The organism is Kaistia dalseonensis (genome assembly GCF_030814715.1).
GTDB classification, from domain to species: Bacteria; Pseudomonadota; Alphaproteobacteria; order Rhizobiales; family Kaistiaceae; genus Kaistia; species Kaistia dalseonensis.
In genome coordinates this window covers 425160-444766 of record NZ_JAUSVO010000001.1, presented here as the reverse complement: position 1 = coordinate 444766, position 19607 = coordinate 425160, and the positions used below count along the sequence as shown (strand labels likewise).

18 protein-coding genes and 1 tRNA gene are annotated in these 19607 nt (G+C 65.0%); 8 read left to right on the top strand and 11 right to left on the bottom strand.

The window, feature by feature from the left end; all coding sequences use genetic code 11:
* Positions 1–31: 31 nt before the first annotated feature.
* From QO014_RS02005 to mgtE, 3 genes are all read right to left on the bottom strand, one after another.
* Positions 32–1186 carry a DegT/DnrJ/EryC1/StrS family aminotransferase gene (locus tag QO014_RS02005; RefSeq protein ID WP_266346971.1) on the bottom strand — a complete coding sequence of 385 codons (1155 nt, stop codon included), beginning with the start codon at positions 1184–1186 and terminating at the stop codon, positions 32–34.
* Positions 1186–2148 (bottom strand): Gfo/Idh/MocA family protein, encoded by a 963-nt coding sequence (locus QO014_RS02000; RefSeq protein ID WP_266346970.1) that lies wholly within the window; start codon positions 2146–2148, stop codon positions 1186–1188. The genes QO014_RS02005 and QO014_RS02000 overlap by 1 nt, the downstream gene beginning before the upstream one ends.
* Positions 2149–2325: 177 nt before the next feature.
* Positions 2326–3741 (bottom strand): magnesium transporter, encoded by a 1416-nt coding sequence (gene mgtE / locus QO014_RS01995; protein ID WP_266346969.1) that lies wholly within the window; start codon positions 3739–3741, stop codon positions 2326–2328.
* A gap of 167 nt (positions 3742–3908) precedes the next feature.
* Between mgtE and QO014_RS01990 the strand changes: the two genes are divergently transcribed.
* Complete coding sequence (locus QO014_RS01990; RefSeq protein WP_266346968.1) at positions 3909–4940, top strand: ABC transporter ATP-binding protein; 1032 nt, start codon at positions 3909–3911, stop codon at positions 4938–4940.
* Here QO014_RS01990 and QO014_RS01985 read toward each other — a convergent pair whose 3' ends face one another.
* The 3 genes from QO014_RS01985 to QO014_RS01975 form a co-directional block, all read right to left on the bottom strand.
* The gene (locus tag QO014_RS01985; RefSeq protein ID WP_266346967.1) at positions 4941–6659 is read right to left on the bottom strand and encodes an ABC transporter permease; all 1719 of its coding nucleotides are present in this window, start codon (positions 6657–6659) and stop codon (positions 4941–4943) included.
* Between the two features lie 145 nt (positions 6660–6804).
* Positions 6805–7782 carry an ABC transporter substrate-binding protein gene (locus QO014_RS01980; protein WP_266346966.1) on the bottom strand — a complete coding sequence of 326 codons (978 nt, stop codon included), beginning with the start codon at positions 7780–7782 and terminating at the stop codon, positions 6805–6807.
* A gap of 140 nt (positions 7783–7922) precedes the next feature.
* Positions 7923–8007, bottom strand: a tRNA-Leu gene (locus QO014_RS01975).
* 223 nt (positions 8008–8230) lie between these two features.
* On the opposite strand from QO014_RS01975, the gene lipB reads away from it, so the two are divergent.
* Positions 8231–8938, top strand: a complete 708-nt coding sequence (gene lipB / locus QO014_RS01970; RefSeq protein WP_266346965.1) for a lipoyl(octanoyl) transferase LipB — start codon at positions 8231–8233, stop codon at positions 8936–8938.
* Between the two features lie 77 nt (positions 8939–9015).
* On the opposite strand, the gene QO014_RS01965 is transcribed toward lipB, so the two are convergent.
* The 3 genes from QO014_RS01965 to QO014_RS01955 all read right to left on the bottom strand — a co-directional run bounded on the left by QO014_RS01965 (position 9016) and on the right by QO014_RS01955 (position 11034).
* Positions 9016–9951 carry an AEC family transporter gene (locus tag QO014_RS01965; RefSeq protein WP_266347765.1) on the bottom strand — a complete coding sequence of 312 codons (936 nt, stop codon included), beginning with the start codon at positions 9949–9951 and terminating at the stop codon, positions 9016–9018.
* A 154-nt stretch (positions 9952–10105) separates the two neighbouring features.
* Complete coding sequence (locus tag QO014_RS01960; RefSeq protein ID WP_266346964.1) at positions 10106–10387, bottom strand: acylphosphatase; 282 nt, start codon at positions 10385–10387, stop codon at positions 10106–10108.
* On the bottom strand, positions 10384–11034 hold the full coding sequence (locus QO014_RS01955; RefSeq protein WP_266346963.1) for an HAD hydrolase-like protein: 651 nt from the start codon (positions 11032–11034) through the stop codon (positions 10384–10386). The genes QO014_RS01960 and QO014_RS01955 overlap by 4 nt, the downstream gene beginning before the upstream one ends.
* A gap of 247 nt (positions 11035–11281) precedes the next feature.
* Between QO014_RS01955 and QO014_RS01950 the strand changes: the two genes are divergently transcribed.
* Positions 11282–12427: a ceramide glucosyltransferase gene (locus QO014_RS01950; protein WP_266346962.1), complete on the top strand. Its 1146-nt coding sequence runs from the start codon at positions 11282–11284 to the stop codon at positions 12425–12427.
* Between the two features lie 57 nt (positions 12428–12484).
* Here QO014_RS01950 and QO014_RS01945 read toward each other — a convergent pair whose 3' ends face one another.
* Complete coding sequence (locus QO014_RS01945; RefSeq protein WP_266346961.1) at positions 12485–14500, bottom strand: acetyl-CoA carboxylase biotin carboxylase subunit; 2016 nt, start codon at positions 14498–14500, stop codon at positions 12485–12487.
* 265 nt (positions 14501–14765) lie between these two features.
* Between QO014_RS01945 and QO014_RS01940 the strand changes: the two genes are divergently transcribed.
* From QO014_RS01940 to folK, 5 genes are all read left to right on the top strand, one after another.
* Positions 14766–15563: an alpha/beta fold hydrolase gene (locus tag QO014_RS01940; RefSeq protein WP_266346960.1), complete on the top strand. Its 798-nt coding sequence runs from the start codon at positions 14766–14768 to the stop codon at positions 15561–15563.
* A gap of 131 nt (positions 15564–15694) precedes the next feature.
* Entirely contained in the window at positions 15695–16294 is a 600-nt protein-coding gene (locus QO014_RS01935) for a short chain dehydrogenase (RefSeq protein ID WP_266346959.1), read from the top strand.
* Between the two features lie 101 nt (positions 16295–16395).
* The gene (gene folP, locus QO014_RS01930; protein WP_266346958.1) at positions 16396–17172 is read left to right on the top strand and encodes a dihydropteroate synthase; all 777 of its coding nucleotides are present in this window, start codon (positions 16396–16398) and stop codon (positions 17170–17172) included.
* Entirely contained in the window at positions 17169–17540 is a 372-nt protein-coding gene (gene folB / locus QO014_RS01925; protein ID WP_266346957.1) for a dihydroneopterin aldolase, read from the top strand. Before folP ends, folB begins: the two co-directional genes overlap by 4 nt.
* Entirely contained in the window at positions 17533–18024 is a 492-nt protein-coding gene (gene folK / locus QO014_RS01920) for a 2-amino-4-hydroxy-6-hydroxymethyldihydropteridine diphosphokinase (RefSeq protein WP_266346956.1), read from the top strand. Before folB ends, folK begins: the two co-directional genes overlap by 8 nt.
* Before the next feature lie 33 nt (positions 18025–18057).
* Here the strand turns inward: folK and QO014_RS01915 are convergent, their stop codons facing one another.
* Positions 18058–19590, bottom strand: coding sequence for an acyl-CoA carboxylase subunit beta (locus tag QO014_RS01915; RefSeq protein WP_266346955.1), 1533 nt, complete (start codon positions 19588–19590; stop codon positions 18058–18060).
* Positions 19591–19607 lie beyond the last annotated feature (17 nt).

Here is a 19607-nt window from a genome sequence, read left to right as displayed (position 1 = left end):
CGGAAAACGGGCCAAGTCTTATGACGGATCGTCAGCCGGCGAAAGCCTTGACGACGGCAATGACCCGGTCGACTTCCTCATCCGTCAGGTCGGGGTTCATCGGAATGCTGATGACCGTCTCTGCAAGCTGCTCGGAAATCGGCAGCGGACGGGCCGGATAGGCCGCAAAGGCGGGATGCTGATGCAAGGCCACGCGATAGAAGAACGCATTGCCGATACCCTGCGCATCAAGCTCGACCTTGAGACGGTCGCGGTCTGCGGTCTTGATCGTGTAGAGCGCATTGCCGCTGAAAAAGCCCTGCGGGCGCTTCTGCACGCCGACGATTCCCTTGAGGGCGGCGTCGTAGCGCGCGGCGATCACGTCACGGCGCTCGAGTTCATCCTCGAAGATCGTGAGCTTGGCGAGCAGAACCGCCGCCTGCAGCGTGTCGAGGCGGCCGGTGATGCCGTTCCGCACCGCCACGTCGCCAGTGCCTTGGCGGCCATGCGAACGCAGCGTGCGCACCGCATCGGCGATCGCGTCGTCATCCGTCAGGATCGCGCCACCGTCGCCGTAGCAGCCGAGCGGCTTGGTCGGATAGAAGCTCGTCGCGGTAATCGGCGCCATGCCGCCGACGCGGCGATTGCCCGAGCGGCCGCCATAGCTCTGCGCCGCGTCGGAAAACACCGTCATGCCGTGCTTGGCCGCGATCGCGCCGATCGCCTCGTAATCCGCCGGCAGGCCGTAGAGATCGACCGGGATCACGGCGCGCGGCGTCAGTTCGCCGGCCGCGAGAATCTCGTCGACCGCACGCTTCAGATCGGCCGGGTCCATGTTGAACGTATCGGGGTCGACATCGACGAAGACCGGCGTCGCATTGACCGAGCAGACAGCGCCTGCCGTGGCGGCGAAGGTGAACGCCGGAACGAACACGGCATCGCCCGGACCGACGCCGAGCGCCATCAGGCCGATCATCAGCGCGTCGCGGCCGCTCGATACGGCAATCGCGTGCGGCACGCCCGAATAGGCGGCGAGCTTCGCCTCGAGCTCGGAAACCTCCGGCCCGAGGATGAACTGGCCATGGTTGAGCACGGCGTCCATGCGGGCACGGACATCGTCATGGATCCGGCGCTGCTGGCGCTGCAGATCGAAGAACGCCACGCGGCCCGAAGTGACGGTCACGGCCGGACGGGATTGGGACACCATCAATGTGCACCTCCAATTGCGCTGGCCGCGGCTTGGCGCGGCTTCTCAGCGATACGTCGAATGATCATGTCGGCGACAGTCAGGGCGTCGAGCCCTGCCTTGCCATCGACAACCGGCCGCGACTTCGAGGCGACCGCCTGCAGGAACGAATCAATCTCGAGCGCCAGATTGTCGCTCGGAGGCACCGAAATTTCGTCGCGATTATCAAAGCCGGCATTGCGGCCGAACGATGTGATCGTGCGCGCGGCGAGGTCCGCCATCCAGTAGCGCTCGGCGTCCACGACCTTGATCATGCGCTCGGAGCGATCGGAGATCCGGCTCGCCGCGAGATAGGCGAGCGTGCCGTCGGCGAAGCGCAGCTGCGCATGGGCGAAATCGTTCGTTGGGGCCAGCACCGGCGAACCCGTCGCCTCGACTTCGACGACCTCGGAACCGACCAGCGCCAGCACGAGATCGATGTCGTGAATCATCAAATCGAGCACGACGTCGACATCGACGGCCCTGCCCTTCCATGGGCCGATGCGCGTGCATTCCACGGTGATCGGCCGGCCGACCCGCTCGCGCAGCAGGCCGAAGACCGGCGAGAAGCGTTCAATATGGCCGATCTGCAGCACGACGCCCCTGGCATCGGCGCGGCGCATCAGGTCGCGCGCGGCGGTCGGCGTATCGGCGATCGGCTTCTCGATCAGGACATGGATGCCGGCGTCGATCAGCTCTCCAGCGACGGCATGGTGAAGCGATGTCGGAACGGTGATCGAGACGGCATCGACCTTGCCGATCAGGTCGCGGTGATCGGAGAACGCGATGGCGCCATGCTGATCCGCGGCTGCGGCTGCACGTGTACCGTCCGCGTCGACGACGGCAACGAGCTGGCTCTTCGGATTGGCGGCATGATGACGGGCGTGAAAGGAACCGAAATATCCGAGCCCTATGACCCCCGTCTTGATCGCTCCGTCCGTCAATCCGACATCATCCTGCATAGTTGGCGGCACCGAACACAACGCGTGCACCGCAAAATCACCCGTCCTCGTCTAACGATTTTCGAGCCGTTGTCGACCAATGCGCGCAAAAAGACGGTCACAATTTGTCCAACCGGGAAACATCGCGCGACACTCCGCCCGTCGGCCCGCAGCGCGGCCTCACATCTTGCCGAACCAGAGCGCCGCGAAGCCGAGGAAGGAGAAGAAGCCGACAATGTCGGTAATGGTCGTCACGAAAGCGCTGGAGGCGATTGCCGGATCGACTTTGAGGCGGTTGAGGCCGAGCGGAATCAGGATGCCGCCGAGCGCGGCGGCGATCAGATTGATCATCATCGCGGCTGCGATGACGAAGCCGAGATCGGCCACGCCGAAGCGATAGACCGCCATGGCGCCGACGATGGCGGCGAAGATGAAGCCGTTCATGATGCCGACGACGAGTTCGCGGCCGACGACGCGCAGAACATTGTGCGGCCCGAGTTCGCGCATGGCGAGCGCCCGCACGGCGACGGTCATGGTCTGCGTGCCGGCATTGCCACCCTGGCTCGCGACGATCGGCATCAGTACAGCGAGCGCCACCATCTTCTGCAATTCGCCCTGGAAGAGGCCGATCACGAAGGAGGCGGCCAGGGCCGTCATGAGGTTGATGAAGAGCCAGGGAAACCGGCTCCGCGCGATCGACCAGACGCGATCGGAGACCTCTTCGTCGCCGACGCCGCCGAGGCGCTTGATGTCCTCGTCCGCCTCCTGCTGGATGACGTCGACAATGTCGTCGATGGTGAGAACGCCGACGAGCCGGTCGGATTCATCCACCACTGCGGCCGAGATCAGATTGTAGCGCTGGAACAGCCGCGCCGCCGCCTCCTGATCGTCGGTGGCATGGATCAGATGGCGTGCCTCATTGACGAGATCGGAGACCTTCACCGGCCGCTTGGCGCGGAGCAGGCGATCGAGCGAAACCGTGCCCAGGATATGGAACGCGGGATCGACGACGAAGATCTCGTGGAAGCTCTCCGGCAGGTCCTGCGCATCGCGCATGTAGTCGATGGTCTGGCCGACGGTCCAGAACGGCGCGACGGCGATGAAATCCGTCTGCATGCGCCGGCCGGCGCTCTCCTCGGGATAATCGAGGCTGCGGTTCAGCGCCAGCCGCTCGACCGGCGGGATCTGCGCGAGGATCTCGTCGCGATCCTCCTTGTCGAGGTCCTCGAGAATATAGACCGCGTCGTCCGAATCGAGCTCGCGCATGCCCTCGGCGACGGTCTCGGGCGGAAGCTCCTCCAGGATCTCGACGCGGGTCGTCTCGTCCAGCTCGGTCAGCGCCGTAAAATCGAAGGCGTCGCCCAGAAGCTGGATCAGCGCCGGACGCTGGTCGGGATCGAGCTGCTCGAGGATCGCGCCGACATCGGCCTCGTGCACATCGGCCGTGAGCGCGCGCGCCCGCCCGGCATCCTGCGCCTCGATCGCGGCAACGAGTTCGTCCATGAACGCGGCGGAGAGGTTGTCGTTCTCGTCGCGCAGCGGCGGAAATTCGTCCCCGTTCGGAGCATCGCGTTCAATGGTCAGTTCATCCGCCATGGACCCTCGGAACGCGCTCGGGATTTCGGGAAGCCTCGGACCGAGCTTTAGACTGCGATCATGTCGGTTCAAAGGAAAAAGGCTCTGGTCCGCCAGCAATTTGCTGCATGTCGTCCAACTGTCATGCGAACTGCCTAGACCGCTGCCGTGCTCCACCCTGAGGTGCCATGACCACGATCACGATCGAGCAGTTGGGCAAGCGCTTCGGCGAGACGGCCGCGCTGGCCGACGTGTCGCTGAGGCTCGATACGGGCTCCTTCACGGCCCTGCTCGGCCCGTCCGGCTGCGGCAAGACCACGTTGCTCCGCATGATCGCCGGCTTCGAGGCGCCGGATAGCGGCCGCATCGCCTTCGACGGCGCAACCGTCTGCGATTCGACACAGCAAATACCGCCCGAGAAACGGCGGGTCGGCGTCGTCTTCCAATCCTATGCGCTCTGGCCGCACCTGACCGTCGGCGACAATGTCGCCTATCCGCTGCGCGCGCATGGCGTGCCGCGGGCCGAGATCGGCAGGCGGGTGCAAGAGGTGCTGGCGCTCGTGGGCCTCGCGCGCTTCGGCGAAAGGCGGCCCGATGAACTCTCCGGCGGCCAGCGCCAGCGCGTGGCGCTCGCGCGCTGCCTCGTCGCCGATCACCGGATCATCCTCTTCGACGAACCGCTCGCCAATCTCGACATGCATCTGCGCGCCGAGATGATCGAAATGATCAGGACCATTCACCGCAAGACCGAGCGCACCATGGTCTATGTGACCCATGATCAGGCGGAGGCCCTGGCATTGGCCGACCGTGTCGCCGTCATGCAGGGCGGGCGGCTGATGCAGTTCGGAGCGCCGCACGATGTCTATCGCGCCCCGGCCAACGCGCATGTCGCGGGCTTCATCGGTCGGGGCAGCATTGTCACGGGATCCCGCGACGAACAGGGCACAGTGAGAATCGGCGAGGTCATCGTGCCGGTGCGCAGCGCGACACCCCATGCGGCCGGACCGGTGCGCGTTCTGGTCAGGCCGGAAGCTGTCCAGCCGGCGGCGGCCGGGCTGACAGTGCGCGTCCGTCGCTCGACCTATCGCGGTGCCTCGCACGAGATCGAGGCCGAACTCAAGGACGGCGGGACCATCCTGTTCGATCAGGTCACGCCGCTGGACGAGGGCGGGATGGTCCGGCTCGCGATCGCCGATGGCTGGATCGTCCCCGAGGATTGATCAGCGCCACGGCAGGACGCCGGCCGGCAAGCGGCGGCCGAGCCGATCGAGCACAGCGAGAAGAACGATCACGACCACGATCGTGACGACGCCGATCGCCGCCGCCTGCGTGCCGAGCCCCGCTTCCTCGAGGCTGAAGAGGACCACGCCCAGCGTTTCGTGCCCGCCGGACCAGAGCAGCGCCGAGACGGTCAGCTCGTTGAAGGCCGTCAGGAAGACGAGCAGCATGCCGGCCGCAGCGGCGGGCGCGGCCATGGGGGCCGTGATCGTTCGCAGCCGATAGGCCGTGCTTGCCCCGGACATGGCGGCGGCCTCGTCGAGTTCGCCCGGTATCTGGCCCATCGCGGCGCCGACGGGGCGGAGCGCCAGCGCCAGGAAGCGCATGAGATAGGCAGCGAGGATGATCCACATCGTGCCGTACAGGCTGCCGATCAGCGGCATCGGCCGCAGGAAGATCAGGATGCAGGCGATGCCGATCACCACGCCCGGCAGCGCATAGGGCAGTTCCGCGACGGACGAGAGCAGATGACGCGCCATCCAGTGGCGCCGGGTGAGCGACCAGGCGAGCGGGATCGCCATGAACCCGAGGATCAGGCCGGCGCCTCCGGCCAGCATGAACGAATTGGCGAAGGCGCGAACGGTCGAGGCCTGCCGCACGAGGATCTCGGCGAAGTTGACCGAGGTCGCCGTATGGAGCGACAGCGGCACGCCGAAGGCCGGAACGAGCGAGGTCGAAAGAAGCGCGAGGGCCGGCATGACGAGCATGATGATGATGGCGAACCAGGCCAGAGCCGCGAGCGGCCAGCGCCAGGCGCCGAGGGCGAGGCGCGTCGGCGATCCCGGCGCATAGCGATGGCCACGACGTCCGAGCGCCAGCCCCTGCAGGCCGAGACCGGCCAGCGCCAGGGCGCCAACGAGCACCGAGAGCGCCGCCACCTCCGGCAGCACGTCCGGACCAAAGCTCGCGAGACGCTGATAGATGAGCGTCGTCAGCGTCATGTAATTCGCGGGGATGCCGGCCAGCGCGGCGATACCGAAATTGCCCACCCCGGCAACGAATGCCAGGGCAAGCGCCGCCACGAGGTACGGACGCGCCAGCGGCAGGGCGACCGTCAGCAGCGAGCGCAACGCCGACGAGCCCGACATGCGCGCCGCCTCGATCAGATCGCGCGGCAGGCCAACCAGCCCGGCGCGCACCGTGACGAACACGATCGGCGCGTTCTGGATGCCATAGAGCAGGATGATGCCCATGCGGCCATGCAACGGATTGGGCGTGCCGGCGGGTGGCGCCAGCCCGATCGCATTCAGCAGGACGCTGGACGGCCCGACGAGCTGGAGCCAGGCGAGCGCCGTCACCTGTGGCGCCACGACCAGCGGCAGCAGGATGAGAAAGCTCAGAGCCTTGCGGCCCGGCAGGTCGGTCAGCGCGGTCGCAAGCGCAAAGGCGCTCCCGATGACGAAGGCGACCAGCGCGCCGAACACCGCCGTATCGAGGGTATGAAGCGTGGCGCGCAGCACGGAGGGGCGCGCGAGGTGATCGACGAAGGCCGGGAGGTCGAGCACGCCACCCGGAGCGATGCTCGTCGCTATCAATCGTCCCACAGGCAGAGCGGCGAATATGCCGATCACCAGAAGCAGGATTAGCGCCAGAACGCCGTCGGCACTGCCGAGCCGCCGGACAAGGCGCAGCGGGAGCGATGGCAGTGCCCCGCCCCGCATTACCTCGCCCTGGCCCAAATCGCCGCCGTCATCCCGGCCGGCAGCCGGGGCCGATCCGGCCGGGACTGCCTGGGGCCCCGGCCGGGTCCGATCCGTATCGGCTTGACGGAGTATGGACGGAGAACTCAAGGCCGGCGAACCGCCCTCACTGTCCGAGCGCCTCGCTGAACTTCTCCTTGTTCGCCTTCTCGTTGGCGAGCGCGGCCGGGGCGTCGAAGGTCAGGACCTTGATCGAGGCGCGATCGGGATAACCGGCCGGCAGCGCGATATCGGCACGAGCCGGGATATAGCCCATCTTGGCGGCGAGCTCCTGGCCGTCCTTCGACAGCAGGAAGGAGACGAACGCTTTGGCTGCCTCGGGATTCTTGGCCGTGGAAAGGATCGCGACCGGCTCGGTGACGGCGGAGACGCCTTCCTTCGGGAAGACGAACTCGACCGGCGCGCCCTTGGCCTTCTCGCGGATCGGCATGTAGTCGACGATCATGCCATAGAGCTTGTCGCCGCCCGCGACCGCCTTCAGCACGTCGCCATTGCCGCCCGATGCCTGGACGCCGTTCGCGCCGAGCGCCTTGTAGAACGCCCAACCCTCGGGAAGATTCTCGGTCAGCGTCACGGTGTGGATCAAGGCCGCGCCGGAGGTCAGCGGGCTCGGAATGGCGATCAGGCCCTTGGCTTCCGGCTTGGTCAGGTCGAGCCAGCTCGTGGGAACGAACGGCGCCTTGGTGTTGTAGACGATGCCGGTCGTGATCAGCTTGGTCGAGAAATAGGTCTTGTCCTTGTCGTGAACTGCCGGATCGAAGGCCGAGATGTCGGCTTCGGGATAGGCCATCAAGCGGCCATCCTTCTTGAGACCTTCCATGGTCACGACATCGGAGATCAGCAGCACATCCGGCTGGGGCTGGCCCGCTTCGATTTCGGCGCGCAGCTTGGCCATGACCTTGGGCGTGCCATCGCGCACCCATTCGACCTTCACGCCGGGATATTTCGCCATGAAGGCGTCGGCGGTCTGCTGCGCATCGGTCTGGGGCTGGCTGGTATAGAGCACCAGCGTGCCCTCCACGGCGGCGGCCGCGGGAAGAATCGAGGCGGCGACGAGCAGGCTGGCGGCGATGAGGCGGCGCATGACGTTCTCCGTGATAAAGCTCGGAGCGAGCGCTAAACGCTTTCCTTGACGTGTGGATGACACCGAAGTCCGCCACGCCGGGCGCCCAAAACGAAAACGGCGACCCAAAGGTCGCCGTTTCGTGAGGATTTTTTCGGGTTTGGTGCGGTCGAGAAGACTCGAACTTCCACGCCTTGCGGCACAGCGACCTCAACGCTGCGCGTCTACCAATTCCGCCACGACCGCGAAACCCGAGCCGGCGAACCGGCGCGGCGTCGATGTAGCAAAAGGATTCCGAGCTTACAAGCGCTTCTGCGTGGGCATTCGACAAGTCACCCACAATTCTGTAGGCCAGCATCGTCTCCGGCGCTTCGGATCCCTTGTACAAGCTCCAACGAGCACGACATGAACCTCGGTTGTGCACAGGGCCGGAACAGCCACCAAACCCAGCGAGTCCCTAGCGAAAGCCATGAATATCCGCGACACGATCACGCCAACGATGATGCCGGTCCGTGGCGATGCGCCCGTCGAATGGGTGGTGAGCGACGAACTTGTGGACTATCCGACCGCGCTCGCCGAAATGGAGGCGCGCGCCGCGCTGATCGCTGCAGGCGCAGCGCCGGAGCGCGTGTGGCTGGTCGAGCACCCGCCCCTCTATACGGCGGGCACCAGCGCCGATCTCAAGGACCTGATCGCGCCTGACCGCTTTCCCGTCTACGAGGCGAAACGCGGCGGCCAGTACACCTATCACGGCCCCGGCCAGCGCGTGGCCTATGTGATGCTCGACCTCAGGCGGCGGCGGCAGGATCTGCGTGTGTTCGTCGCGACTCTCGAGGCGTGGCTGATCCAGACGCTCGACAATTTCAATGTTCGCGGCGAGCGGCGCGAGGATCGCGTCGGCGTCTGGGTGCGCCGGCCCGAAAAGGGCATCGATGCGGAAGACAAGATCGCTGCGATCGGCATCCGCGTTCGCCATTGGGTGACGTTTCACGGCATATCGATCAATGTCGAGCCGGATCTGAGCCATTTCGACGGCATCGTGCCATGCGGCGTGCGCGAGCATGGTGTCACGAGCCTTGTCGACCTCGGCCGCATCGTCACGACGCCGGAGGTCGATTCGGTGTTGAGGCGTGAATTCGAGGCGCTCTTCGGACCGACAGTGTCAGTGGCGGACTGAACGCGGGAGATCGGCGGCCAGTGCCTCCCGCTCTGCGGTTCGATTGCCCCGCAAACGCCCTGGGGTGGCTCCGACGACTACCGGATCAAGGCGAGGTAGGCAGAGACCGTCACGAGCGAACCGACGGTTGAAAACAGGATCGCGCGCGCCGTTGGCGCAGCGCCGCGGCGGTAGAATTCGGCGAGCATGTAGGGGCCCGTCCCGGTCGGAAGCGCTGCCAGCAAAACCGCCATGTGAAGCAGTGGCGGCTGAAGGCCGAACAGATAGCGACCGCAGAGCCATGTGATCGTCGGCTGCAGGATGAGCTTGAAGCCGACCAGCATGCCGAGCCCGGTCCCGGTGCCGGTCGCTTCGGTCCGCGTCGTGGCGAGGAAAAGCCCGAGCGAAACCAGCGCGCAGGGAGAGGCAGCACCGCCAAGGAGCTTCAGGAAGGTCTCGGCACCCGCGGGCATTGCAATACCCGTGGCCGCAAAGGCGGCGCCGGCGGCAGGCGCGATGAGAAGCGGGTTGCGCGCGAGAGAGCGCACCACCTTCAGCACCATCCGCCCAGCATGCCTCTCCGTCTGCAGGCCGACTTCGATCAGGATGATCGCAATGCCGAACAGGAAGCACACGGTCAGGATCGCCGCGATCGAGGTCGGCGCGAGGCTTGACGGTCCGAAGGCGATCATGGCCAGCGGGAAGCCCATATAGCCCGTATTGGCATAGCCGGCATTGAGGCCGTCAATGCTGGCGTCGGCGAGATGACGGTGCTGGCGCAGGCGAATGACGACGGTCAGCGCGAAGACAAGCCCGCAGCCGAGCGTGAAGGCCGCCACGAAGGCGGGCTGGTAGATCTCTTCGAAGCTGGTCCGCGCCATCACGTCGAAGAGCAGCGCCGGCAAGGCGAGATAGACGACGAAGCGATTGAGTTCGCCGGCGGCATTCGGACCGAGGATGTTCCGCTTGCCGGCCAGAAAGCCGACGAGAATCAACGCAAAGATCGGGGCGACGACCCCGAGGATCGAGAACATGGCAAGCCCGCGCTGGAGGGATCGTTCCAAGGCATAGGCCTGCCACGGCATCGATACCAATGTCACGATGCCGCGGGCGCGACACGTCGATCACCGGCAAGGCGCGGGACGCCAGCTGTCGTCGCGCGCCAGGGTTCAGCGGCGCGCGATCAGCTCACTCGCTCGGAGCGATGGTGAACACGCCGTCCTCGACCGCGATATCTTCGGTGATGGCGACATTGGCGACCGTCGCGTGCTGCGGGCCCTGCCAGCAGGTCGCGACCATGGCGTCGACGGCCGGCTGGTCGCCCGAAAAGATGGCTTCAACCGTGCCGTCGCGGCGATTGCGCACCCAGCCCGAAAGACCGCGCGCCACAGCCTGGCGCTCGACCCAGGCACGATAGCCGATGCCCTGGACGGCGCCGCTGACGACAATATGAACCGAACGCTTCTTCACGCTGCCTCCAATCGCAAATGCCGCAGAACGGCGGGAGCGAGCTCGGAAACCTCCGCCACGATCGTATCCGGCGGATAGGCCCCAAACTCTTCGGGCGAGCCATATCCCCACTCGACGGCGATCACTTTGATCTGGTTCGCCCGCGCACCCAGTATATCGTGGCGACGATCCCCGATCATGACGCATTGATCGCGGTCGATGGCTTCATATTCGAGCACATGAGCAATCAACTCGCTCTTGTCGGCCCAGCGGCCGTCGAGCTCGGAGCCGTGCACCTTGTCGAAATAAGGCGCCAGGCCAAAGCGCTCGATGATCTGCTCGCAGAAAACGCGCGGCTTGGAGCTTGCGACGAAGAGACGGACGCCGGCTGCGCGCAGGGCAGCAAGCGAATCAGGGATGCCGTCGAAAACGCGGTTCTCGAAGGCACCGATCGGTGCATATCGCTCACGATAGAAGCCGAGTGCCTGTTTGGCGAGCACCGGATCACCGCCGAGCATGGCGGCGAAGCTCGCCTCGAGCGGAGGACCAATCGCCGCACGCAAGGTGATCTCGTCAACGGCCGGGTGGCCCAATTTGTCCAATGCATACAGGATGGAACTGCTGATCCCGACATAGGGATCGGTCAAAGTTCCGTCGAGATCGACCAAGGCCGTCGGTGTGGGACGTGTCATGAAGTCATCCGGTCCGTGCTGCTGAAACCTGTACCCGCTCGCGTGGGGGCTTGCGCGCAGGCGCGCCGGAGGTCAAGTTCATTGTCATCTTGGTCGTCATCAGATCGTCACGTGTCTGCTCCACCAGAAGATATCATGGCGCTGCGATACGAATCGTCGCCCTGGGACCGAAACTTACCTTGTTGCAGAATCAGCCTCTTCATCTCCTGACTAGAGTTCCGCGATGACCGCCGCAATTTGGGTAGCGGGAGCGTTCTGTATCGTTACTTCGCTGGTTCACTTCGTGAGCATAGCGCTCGTGACGCTCCGAGGCCGTTTCGCGGGCAAGAATTCGCCCAGCGCCGCGGGACCGTTACCGGTCGTATCGATCCTGAGACCGGTCTGCGGGATCGAGAATGCCATCGAGCGCACGCTCAGGTCCGGTTTCGAGCTCGACTATCCGGAATATGAGCTCGTCTTCTGCGTCGCCAGCGAGACCGATCCGGTCATCCCGCTGGTTCGGCGCCTCATGGCAGAATATTCCGGCGTGCCTGCACGCATCCTGATCGGCGACGACCGCATCAGCATCAATCCGAAGCTGAACAATCTGGTCAAGGGTTGGCAGGCTGCCGAACACGACTGGGTCGTGATGGCCGACAGCAACGTGCTGATGCCGCCCGATTATCTGACGCGCATGCTCGACCGCTGGTCGCCGTCGACCGGACTGGTCTGCTCGCCGCCGCTCGGCAGCGAGCCAGACGGTGCCTTCGCCGAGTTCGAATGCGCCTTCCTCAATACGTTCCAGGCGCGCTGGCAGCTGGCGGCTGACGCTGTCGGCAACGGCTTTGCTCAGGGCAAGACGATGTTCTGGCGCCGCGAGAACCTCGACCGCAATGGCGGCATCGAGGCCCTAGCGGCCGATCCGGCCGAGGATGCAGCGGCGACGAAGGTCATTCGCGGCAGCGGGCTCGACGTGCGTCTCGTCTATCTCCCCTTCCCGCAGCCGCTCGGCCATCGCTCGCTGCGCGCCGTATGGCACAGGCAGCTCCGCTGGGCGCGGCTGCGGCGCGTCACGTTCCCGATCTTCTTCTGCATGGAATTCTTCGTCGGCGGCATGTTCCCGATCCTGTCGGCAGCATTCCTTTCCGCGAATGACGTAATCCCGATCTGGTCCGCTGCCGCGCTCGCCGTCTTCTGGTACGGCATGGAAGCGCTGATGGCGAAGGGGCTCGACTGGCACTGCTCCTGGAAGTCGCCCCTGGCCTGGATCCTGCGTGACGTCTCCCTGCCGCTGCTCTGGATCAATGCGGTATCAGGCAATGGCTTCGAGTGGCGCGGCAACCAGATGAACGTCAAGGAGGACAGCCTGATGGTCGTCGAGGCGGACTGATACGGTCCGCCGCGACGCAAAGGCTTCGATCAGGCGGCCATCTGGTGACCGCGCCCCTTACGCGAACTCCATGATTACGGCATCGACCGCAAGGCTGTCGCCCGGCTTAGCGTTGATGGTCTGAACGGTCAGGTCGCGTTCGGCGCGCAGCACGTTCTCCATCTTCATCGCCTCGACGACCGCCAGCGTCTCGCCCGCCTTCACGGCCTGCCCTTCCGATACGGCTACGGATACGACCAGCCCCGGCATCGGGCAGAGCAGGAATTTCGACGTATCGGCAGCGCGCTTCTCCGGCATCAACGCGTCGAGGGCTGCGATCCGGGGCGACAGCACGCGCGCGACGACGTCAGCGCCGCGATGAAGCAGGCGATAGCCCGTCGCCGAACGGCGCACCTGCGTCACGAAGACCTCATCGTCGATCGTCCCCGTCCATACAGGCTCGCCCGGCCGCCAGTTCGATGCGACGACCACGGGCGACGACGTTCCCGGCAAGACGATGTCGACCTCGATCGGCGACAACGAAACACCGCTCGGACATTGCATCTGGAACGAGACGCCGCCGAGCTTGACCACCCAGTCCTCGCGCCATGAGCCCGGATGCGGGCCGAGCCGCCCCGGCAGGCGATCGAGCCGGTCCTTGCGCAGCAGTTCCATTGAAAGTGCGACGGCGGCGAGCTTGTTCAGCGTGTCCTCGTCGAGCGAAACGCCCTGAAAACCGCCTGGAAATTCCTCGGCGATGAAGCCGGTCGACAGTTCGCCCCGACGCCAGCGCTCGTGATCCATGAGCGCGGAGAGGAAGGGGATGTTGTGCTGGATTCCGTCGATGACGAAGCTGTCCAGGGCCGTCGCCATGGCGTCGATCGCGGCCTCGCGGGTCGCGGCATGGGTGCAGAGCTTGGCGATCATCGGATCGTAGAAGATCGAAATCTCGGATCCCTCGACGACGCCCGTGTCGTTGCGGACCGTGACGCCGCCGTGCCGCGCCTCTGCCGGCGGGCGGTAGCGGGTCAAGCGGCCGATCGAAGGCAGAAACTCGCGATAGGGGTCCTCGGCATAGATGCGGCTCTCGATCGCCCAGCCATCGAGCCTGACGTCGTCCTGCGTGAAGCTCAGTCGCTCACCAGCGGCAATGCGGATCATCTGCTCGACCAGATCGAGGCCGGTGACCAGTTCGGTCACGGGATGCTCGACCTGCAGGCGGGTATTCATCTCAAGGAAGAAGAAGCTCCTGTCCTGCCCGGCGACAAACTCGACCGTGCCGGCGGAATCGTAGCCGACGGCCTTGGCGAGCGCGACCGCCTGCTCGCCCATGATCCGGCGCGTCGCCTCATCGAGCAATGGCGAGGGCGCCTCCTCGATGACCTTCTGATTGCGGCGCTGGATCGAACATTCGCGCTCGCCGAGATAGACGGCATTGCCGTGCTTGTCGGCGAGAAGCTGGATCTCGATGTGGCGGGGATCGACGATGAACTTCTCGATGAAGACGCGGTCATCGCCAAAGGACGAGCGTGCCTCGGAACGGGCGAGGCCGAAGCCCTCCCGCGTTCCGGCGTCGTCATGGGCGATGCGCATGCCCTTGCCGCCGCCGCCCGCCGATGCCTTGATCATGACCGGATAGCCCACCGACCGGGCGATCGTGACGGCCTCGTCCGCGCTTTCGATCACGCCGAGATGACCGGGCACGGTCGACACATGCGCTGCCGCCGCCACCTTCTTCGATTCGATCTTGTCGCCCATCGCCGTGATGGCGCGGGCGTTCGGCCCGATGAAGGCGATGCCCTCAGCCTCCAGCGCCTCGGCAAAGGCGGCGCGCTCGGAGAGAAAGCCATATCCGGGATGGATCGCCTGCGCCCCGGTCTGACGGGCGGCGGCGATAATGCGATCGATCACGAGATAAGACTGCGCCGCCTGGGACGGCCCGATGTGGACGGCCTCATCCGCCATTTCGACATGGAGCGCGTCGCGATCGGCGTCGGAGAAGACCGCCACGGTCCCGATGCCCATGCACCGTGCCGTCTTGATGATGCGGCAGGCGATCTCGCCGCGGTTGGCGATCAGGATCTTCTCGAACATGGACGCTCCTCGAAGCCGGCTTCTTGCCTTTGTCGTCCCCTTTCTACGTCCGCCGATCGGCAGGGCGCAACGCACCAACCGATCGTTGCGACATGGGTGCGACGTTTCAGCGTGATGCCCTTGGCGAGCATGCTTTGCCGTTCTAACTTATCGTTCTGCTCCCTTGGTTTCACGACCTGACCCGACCAGGCGAGCAGCGCATCACGTTGGGGGATCGTTCGACCCGATGAAGCGGCTCCATCTCTTGGCCTTGCGCATGCTAGCAATGGCCGCTTTCGGCGTGTTCGCGACCGAGATCGGTTTCGTGGGCGCCGCGCAACTCACGCCGGGAGCCTTGCCACGCCCCGACAAGGCCGGCTTCGCCAAGGTCAACGGCATTCGCATGTGGTTTGCGATCTACAATCCTCATGGCGGCAATCCGGTCCTGCTGCTTCACGGCGGGCTTGGGAGTTCGCATGACTGGCGCAAGCAGATCCCGGCGCTGATGAGCAGCCATGAGGTCATCATCGCCGACAGTCGTGGGCAGGGTCGAAGCACGCGCTCCAAGGCGACCATCGGCTATGATCTGATGGCGTCCGACGTTCTGGCCCTCCTGGATCATCTCGGACTCAAGAAGGTATCGATAGTCGGCTGGAGCGACGGGGGCATTATCGGCCTCGATATCGCCATCCATCACCCCGAACGCCTTGAGAAGCTGTTTGCCTATGGCGCGAACTACAATGTCGCCGGGCTGGCGCCGTCCCCGCCCTGGGAGCCACATCCGAGCCCCGACGATCCGGTCGACGATCTCGATGACCACGACCGCACCGTTCATGACGTGATGGCGATGTGGTACTCCGAACCGGATTTCCAGCCTGACGAACTCGGCCGCATCACGACCCCCACCGTCATCGCCGATGGCGAGCATGACCAGGCGATCCTGCCTGAACACACCCGCAATCTGGCGCGACTCATCCCCGGCGCCAAGCTCGTCATCCTTCCGAAGGTCGGGCATGCCGGCCTGCTGGAAGACCCGGCCGCCTTCAACAAGGTCATGATGGACTTCCTCAATGCGGGTGGCTGACGCGAGCGGTTCTTCCTGCGACAACCAACTGGGACGATCCAAGCGGGATTCGGCCCTGCCGCCTCGAGCCGGACTTCGAATCCCGCGCTCGTCGCTATATTGGTCGTAGAAATTCGAAGCTGGAGAATGACGTGAAGATATTCCTGATCGGCGCAGCCGGTACGCTCGGCAGCGCCATAGCCGCAGAGCTCGGCGAACGGCACGAGATCATCACAGGCGGCCGCAGCTCGGGCGATATCAATATCGATCTCGCCGACGCACTTTCGATCCGTGCGGCATTCGAGAAGATCGGATCCTGCGATGCCGTCGTCTCGGCGACAGGCAAGGTCAAGTTCGCCCCGCTCGCCAGCATGACGGCGGAGGACTATGCCTATGGCATCGCCAACAAGCTCATGAGCCAAGTGAATCTCGTGCTGATCGGCCGTGGCTTTGTCAGCGATGGTGGCTCCTTCACCCTGACGACCGGCGTTCTGGCGCATGATCCGATCCGGAGCGGCACATCGGCCTCCATGGTCAATGGTGCGCTCGACAGCTTCGTGCGCGCCGCGGCCATAGAGCTTCCGCGCGGCCTTCGGATCAACAGCGTCAGCCCGGGCGTCTTCGTCGAATCCATGGCGGGCTATGGACCGTTCTTCAGGGGGCATGAACCCGTCCCGGTTGCACGCGCCGCCCGCGCCTTCTCGAAAAGCGTCGAGGGAGCGTTGACAGGACAGGTGTTTTCAGTCCTCTAGCGAGCTTTCTTTCATCGACGCCGAAGGGCATCGTCGTGCGCTCCCCGGCCACCGCTCAACTTGACCGATTATCCCGCAACGCAAGCGGGCGTACCCTGATCATGGGCGTCGTGAACGTCACGCCGGACAGCTTCTCCGACGGAGGCGATCACGCGACGACCGAACCCGCGATCGCCCATGCCGAGCGGCTTCTTGCCGAAGGCGCCGACATCATTGACCTCGGAGGCGAATCGACGCGTCCCGGCTCCGTCGAGATCGACGCCGAAACGGAAATCGCCCGTGTCGTGCCCGTCGTTGCCGGCCTCGCCATGGCGAGGCCGGAGGCGCTGCTTTCGATCGATACCTACAAGGCCGAAGTCGCCGAACGCGCCCTCGCCGCAGGTGCGCGGATCGTCAACGACGTCTGGGGACTGCAGCGTGAGCCCGACATCGCGATGGTCGCCGCAGCGCATGGTGCGGCCGTCGTCGCCAGCCACTGGGAGCGCGAGACGTACAGTACCGCGCTCCTGCTGGATGCCATGAAGCGCTACTTCGAGCGCTCCATCGCCATCGCGCGCAATGCCGGCATCCCCGACCAGCGGATCGTGCTAGACCCGGGCCTCGGTTTCGGTAAGGGAACGGCGGACAATCTCATGATCCTCGACCGGATCGGAGAGATCGTCGCGCTTGGCTTCCCCGTCCTGGTAGGCGCATCCAGAAAGCGCTTCATCGGCGAGATCACCGGCCGCCCACCCAAGGAGCGCCAGGCAGGCACGCTGGCCGCGGGCGTCATTGCCGCGATGCGTGGCGCCGACATTATCCGCGTCCACGACGTCGCCGCGCACCATGACGGGCTCGCTGTCGCCGATGCCATCCTCTCACGGGGCAAGGCCGAATGACCGATCGCATTATCATTACGGACCTGCGCTTCTTTGGCTTTCATGGCGTACTGCCGGAAGAAACGAGCCTCGGCCAGCGCTTCCGCGTCGACATCACCTGCTCGCTCGATCTCGGCGAAGCGGGCCGCACCGACCAGGTCGAGAATACGGTCCATTATGGCCAGGTGATCGAAGTCGTTGAGAGGATTGTCACGACCCACCGCTACAAGCTGATCGAAACCCTCGCCGAAACGATCGCCCGGTCGCTCTTCGAGGCATTCGCGCGGATCGACAGCCTCATTGTCCGCATCACTAAGCCGGAGGCGCCGGTGCAGATCGCAACCGGGCTCATCGCCATCGAGATCGAACGGAGCCGCAGCCGTGGTTAGCGCCTATCTTGGCCTTGGTGGCAATCTGGGCAACCGCGAAGCGATCATGGGGCGCGCGATCAAGGCGCTGACGTCTAGCCCCTCAGTGACCGTGACAGCCGTCTCGTCTCTCTATGAGACGCCCCCCTGGGGCCCGATCCCGCAGGGCGCCTATCTCAACGCCTGTATCGGCGTCGAGACGTCGCTTTCAGCGCGCGCATTGCTCGCGCTGTGCCGGTCCATCGAAGAGACCGAGGGTCGCGAGCGTCTCGTGCGTTGGGGACCGCGCACACTCGACATCGACCTGCTGCTCTATGGCCAGGAAACCATCGACGAACTGGGCCTGATCGTCCCGCACCCGCGCATGGTGCAGCGTGCATTCGTGCTGATCCCACTGGCCGAAATCGCGCCCGACATCAGAATCGACGATGTGCCGATCAAGACCCTGATCTCGCGGGTCGACACGTCCGGCATCGTCAAGCGCGAGACGGATTGGCAGCGTTAGCCGGGACGCGGCCTCTTCCCCAGCCATCGCTCGTCAGAGCGGGATATTGTCGTGCTTCTTCCAAGGGTTCTCCAGCGCCTTGTTGCGGAGGAGCCTGAGGGCGCGCGCGATCCGGCGCCGGGTCGAATGCGGCATGATCACCTCGTCGATATAGCCGCGCTCGGCCGCCACGAAGGGCGAGAGGAAACGGTCCTCATATTCCTTCGTCCGCGCCGCGAGCTGCTCGGCATCGCCATTCGAAGTGCGGAAGATGATCTCGACCGCGCCCTTGGCACCCATGACGGCGATCTGGGCCGACGGCCAGGCGTAGTTGACATCGCCACGCAGGTGCTTCGACGCCATGACGTCATAGGCGCCGCCATAGGCCTTGCGGGTGATCACCGTGATCTTCGGCACCGTCGCCTCGCCATAGGCGAAAAGCAGCTTGGCGCCGTGCTTGATCAGGCCGCCATATTCCTGCGCCGTGCCGGGAAGGAAGCCCGGCACATCGACAAAGGTGACGATCGGGATCGAGAAGGCATCGCAGAAGCGCACGAAGCGAGCCGCCTTGCGCGAGGCATCGCTGTCGAGCACGCCGGCGAGCACCATGGGCTGGTTGGCGACGATACCGATGGTCCGCCCCTCGATTCGCCCGAAACCGATGACGATATTCTTCGCAAACGCCGCCTGGATCTCGAAGAAATCGCCCTCGTCGACCGTCTTGATGATGAGTTCCTTGATGTCGTAGGGCTTGTTCGGATTGTCGGGAACCAGCGTGTCGAGCGACATTTCCAGACGGTCGGCCGGATCACTGACGTCGAGCTCGGGCAGTTCGGCCCGATTGTTCATCGGCAGCAGGTCGATCAGCCGCCGCATCTCGGTCAGCGTCTCGACGTCATTGTCGTAAGCGCCATCGGCGATCGACGAGCGGGTGGTGTGGACGCTGGCGCCGCCGAGCTGCTCCGCCGTGACGGTCTCGTTCGTCACCGTCTTCACCACATCCGGTCCCGTGACGAACATGTAGCTCGAATCGCGAACCATGAAGATGAAATCGGTCATGGCGGGCGAATAGACATCGCCCCCCGCGCAGGGGCCCATGATGACGGAGATCTGCGGGATTACGCCGGATGCCAGCACGTTGCGCTGAAACACCTCTCCATAGCCGCCGAGCGCCGCGACGCCCTCCTGGATGCGCGCGCCGCCTGCGTCGAAGAGGCCGATGATCGGCGCGCGGTTCTTGAGCGCCATGTCCTGGATCTTGGTGATCTTCTCGGCATGAGCCTCGGAGAGCGATCCGCCGAAAACCGTGAAATCCTTGGCGAAGACGAAGACGGTGCGGCCGTTGATCGTTCCCCAGCCGGTGACGACGCCGTCGCCGGCGATCTTGGTCTTCTCCATCCCGAAATCGGTGGCGCGGTGCTCGACGAACATGCCGAACTCCTCGAACGAACCCTCATCGAGGAGGACTTCGAGCCGCTCGCGCGCCGTGAGCTTCGATTTCGCGTGCTGCGCCGCGATCCGCTTCTCGCCGCCGCCGAGCCGTGCCTCGGCCCGCCGCTCTTCAAGCTCCACGAGAACATGCTTCACCGTAAAAGCCCTCCGCA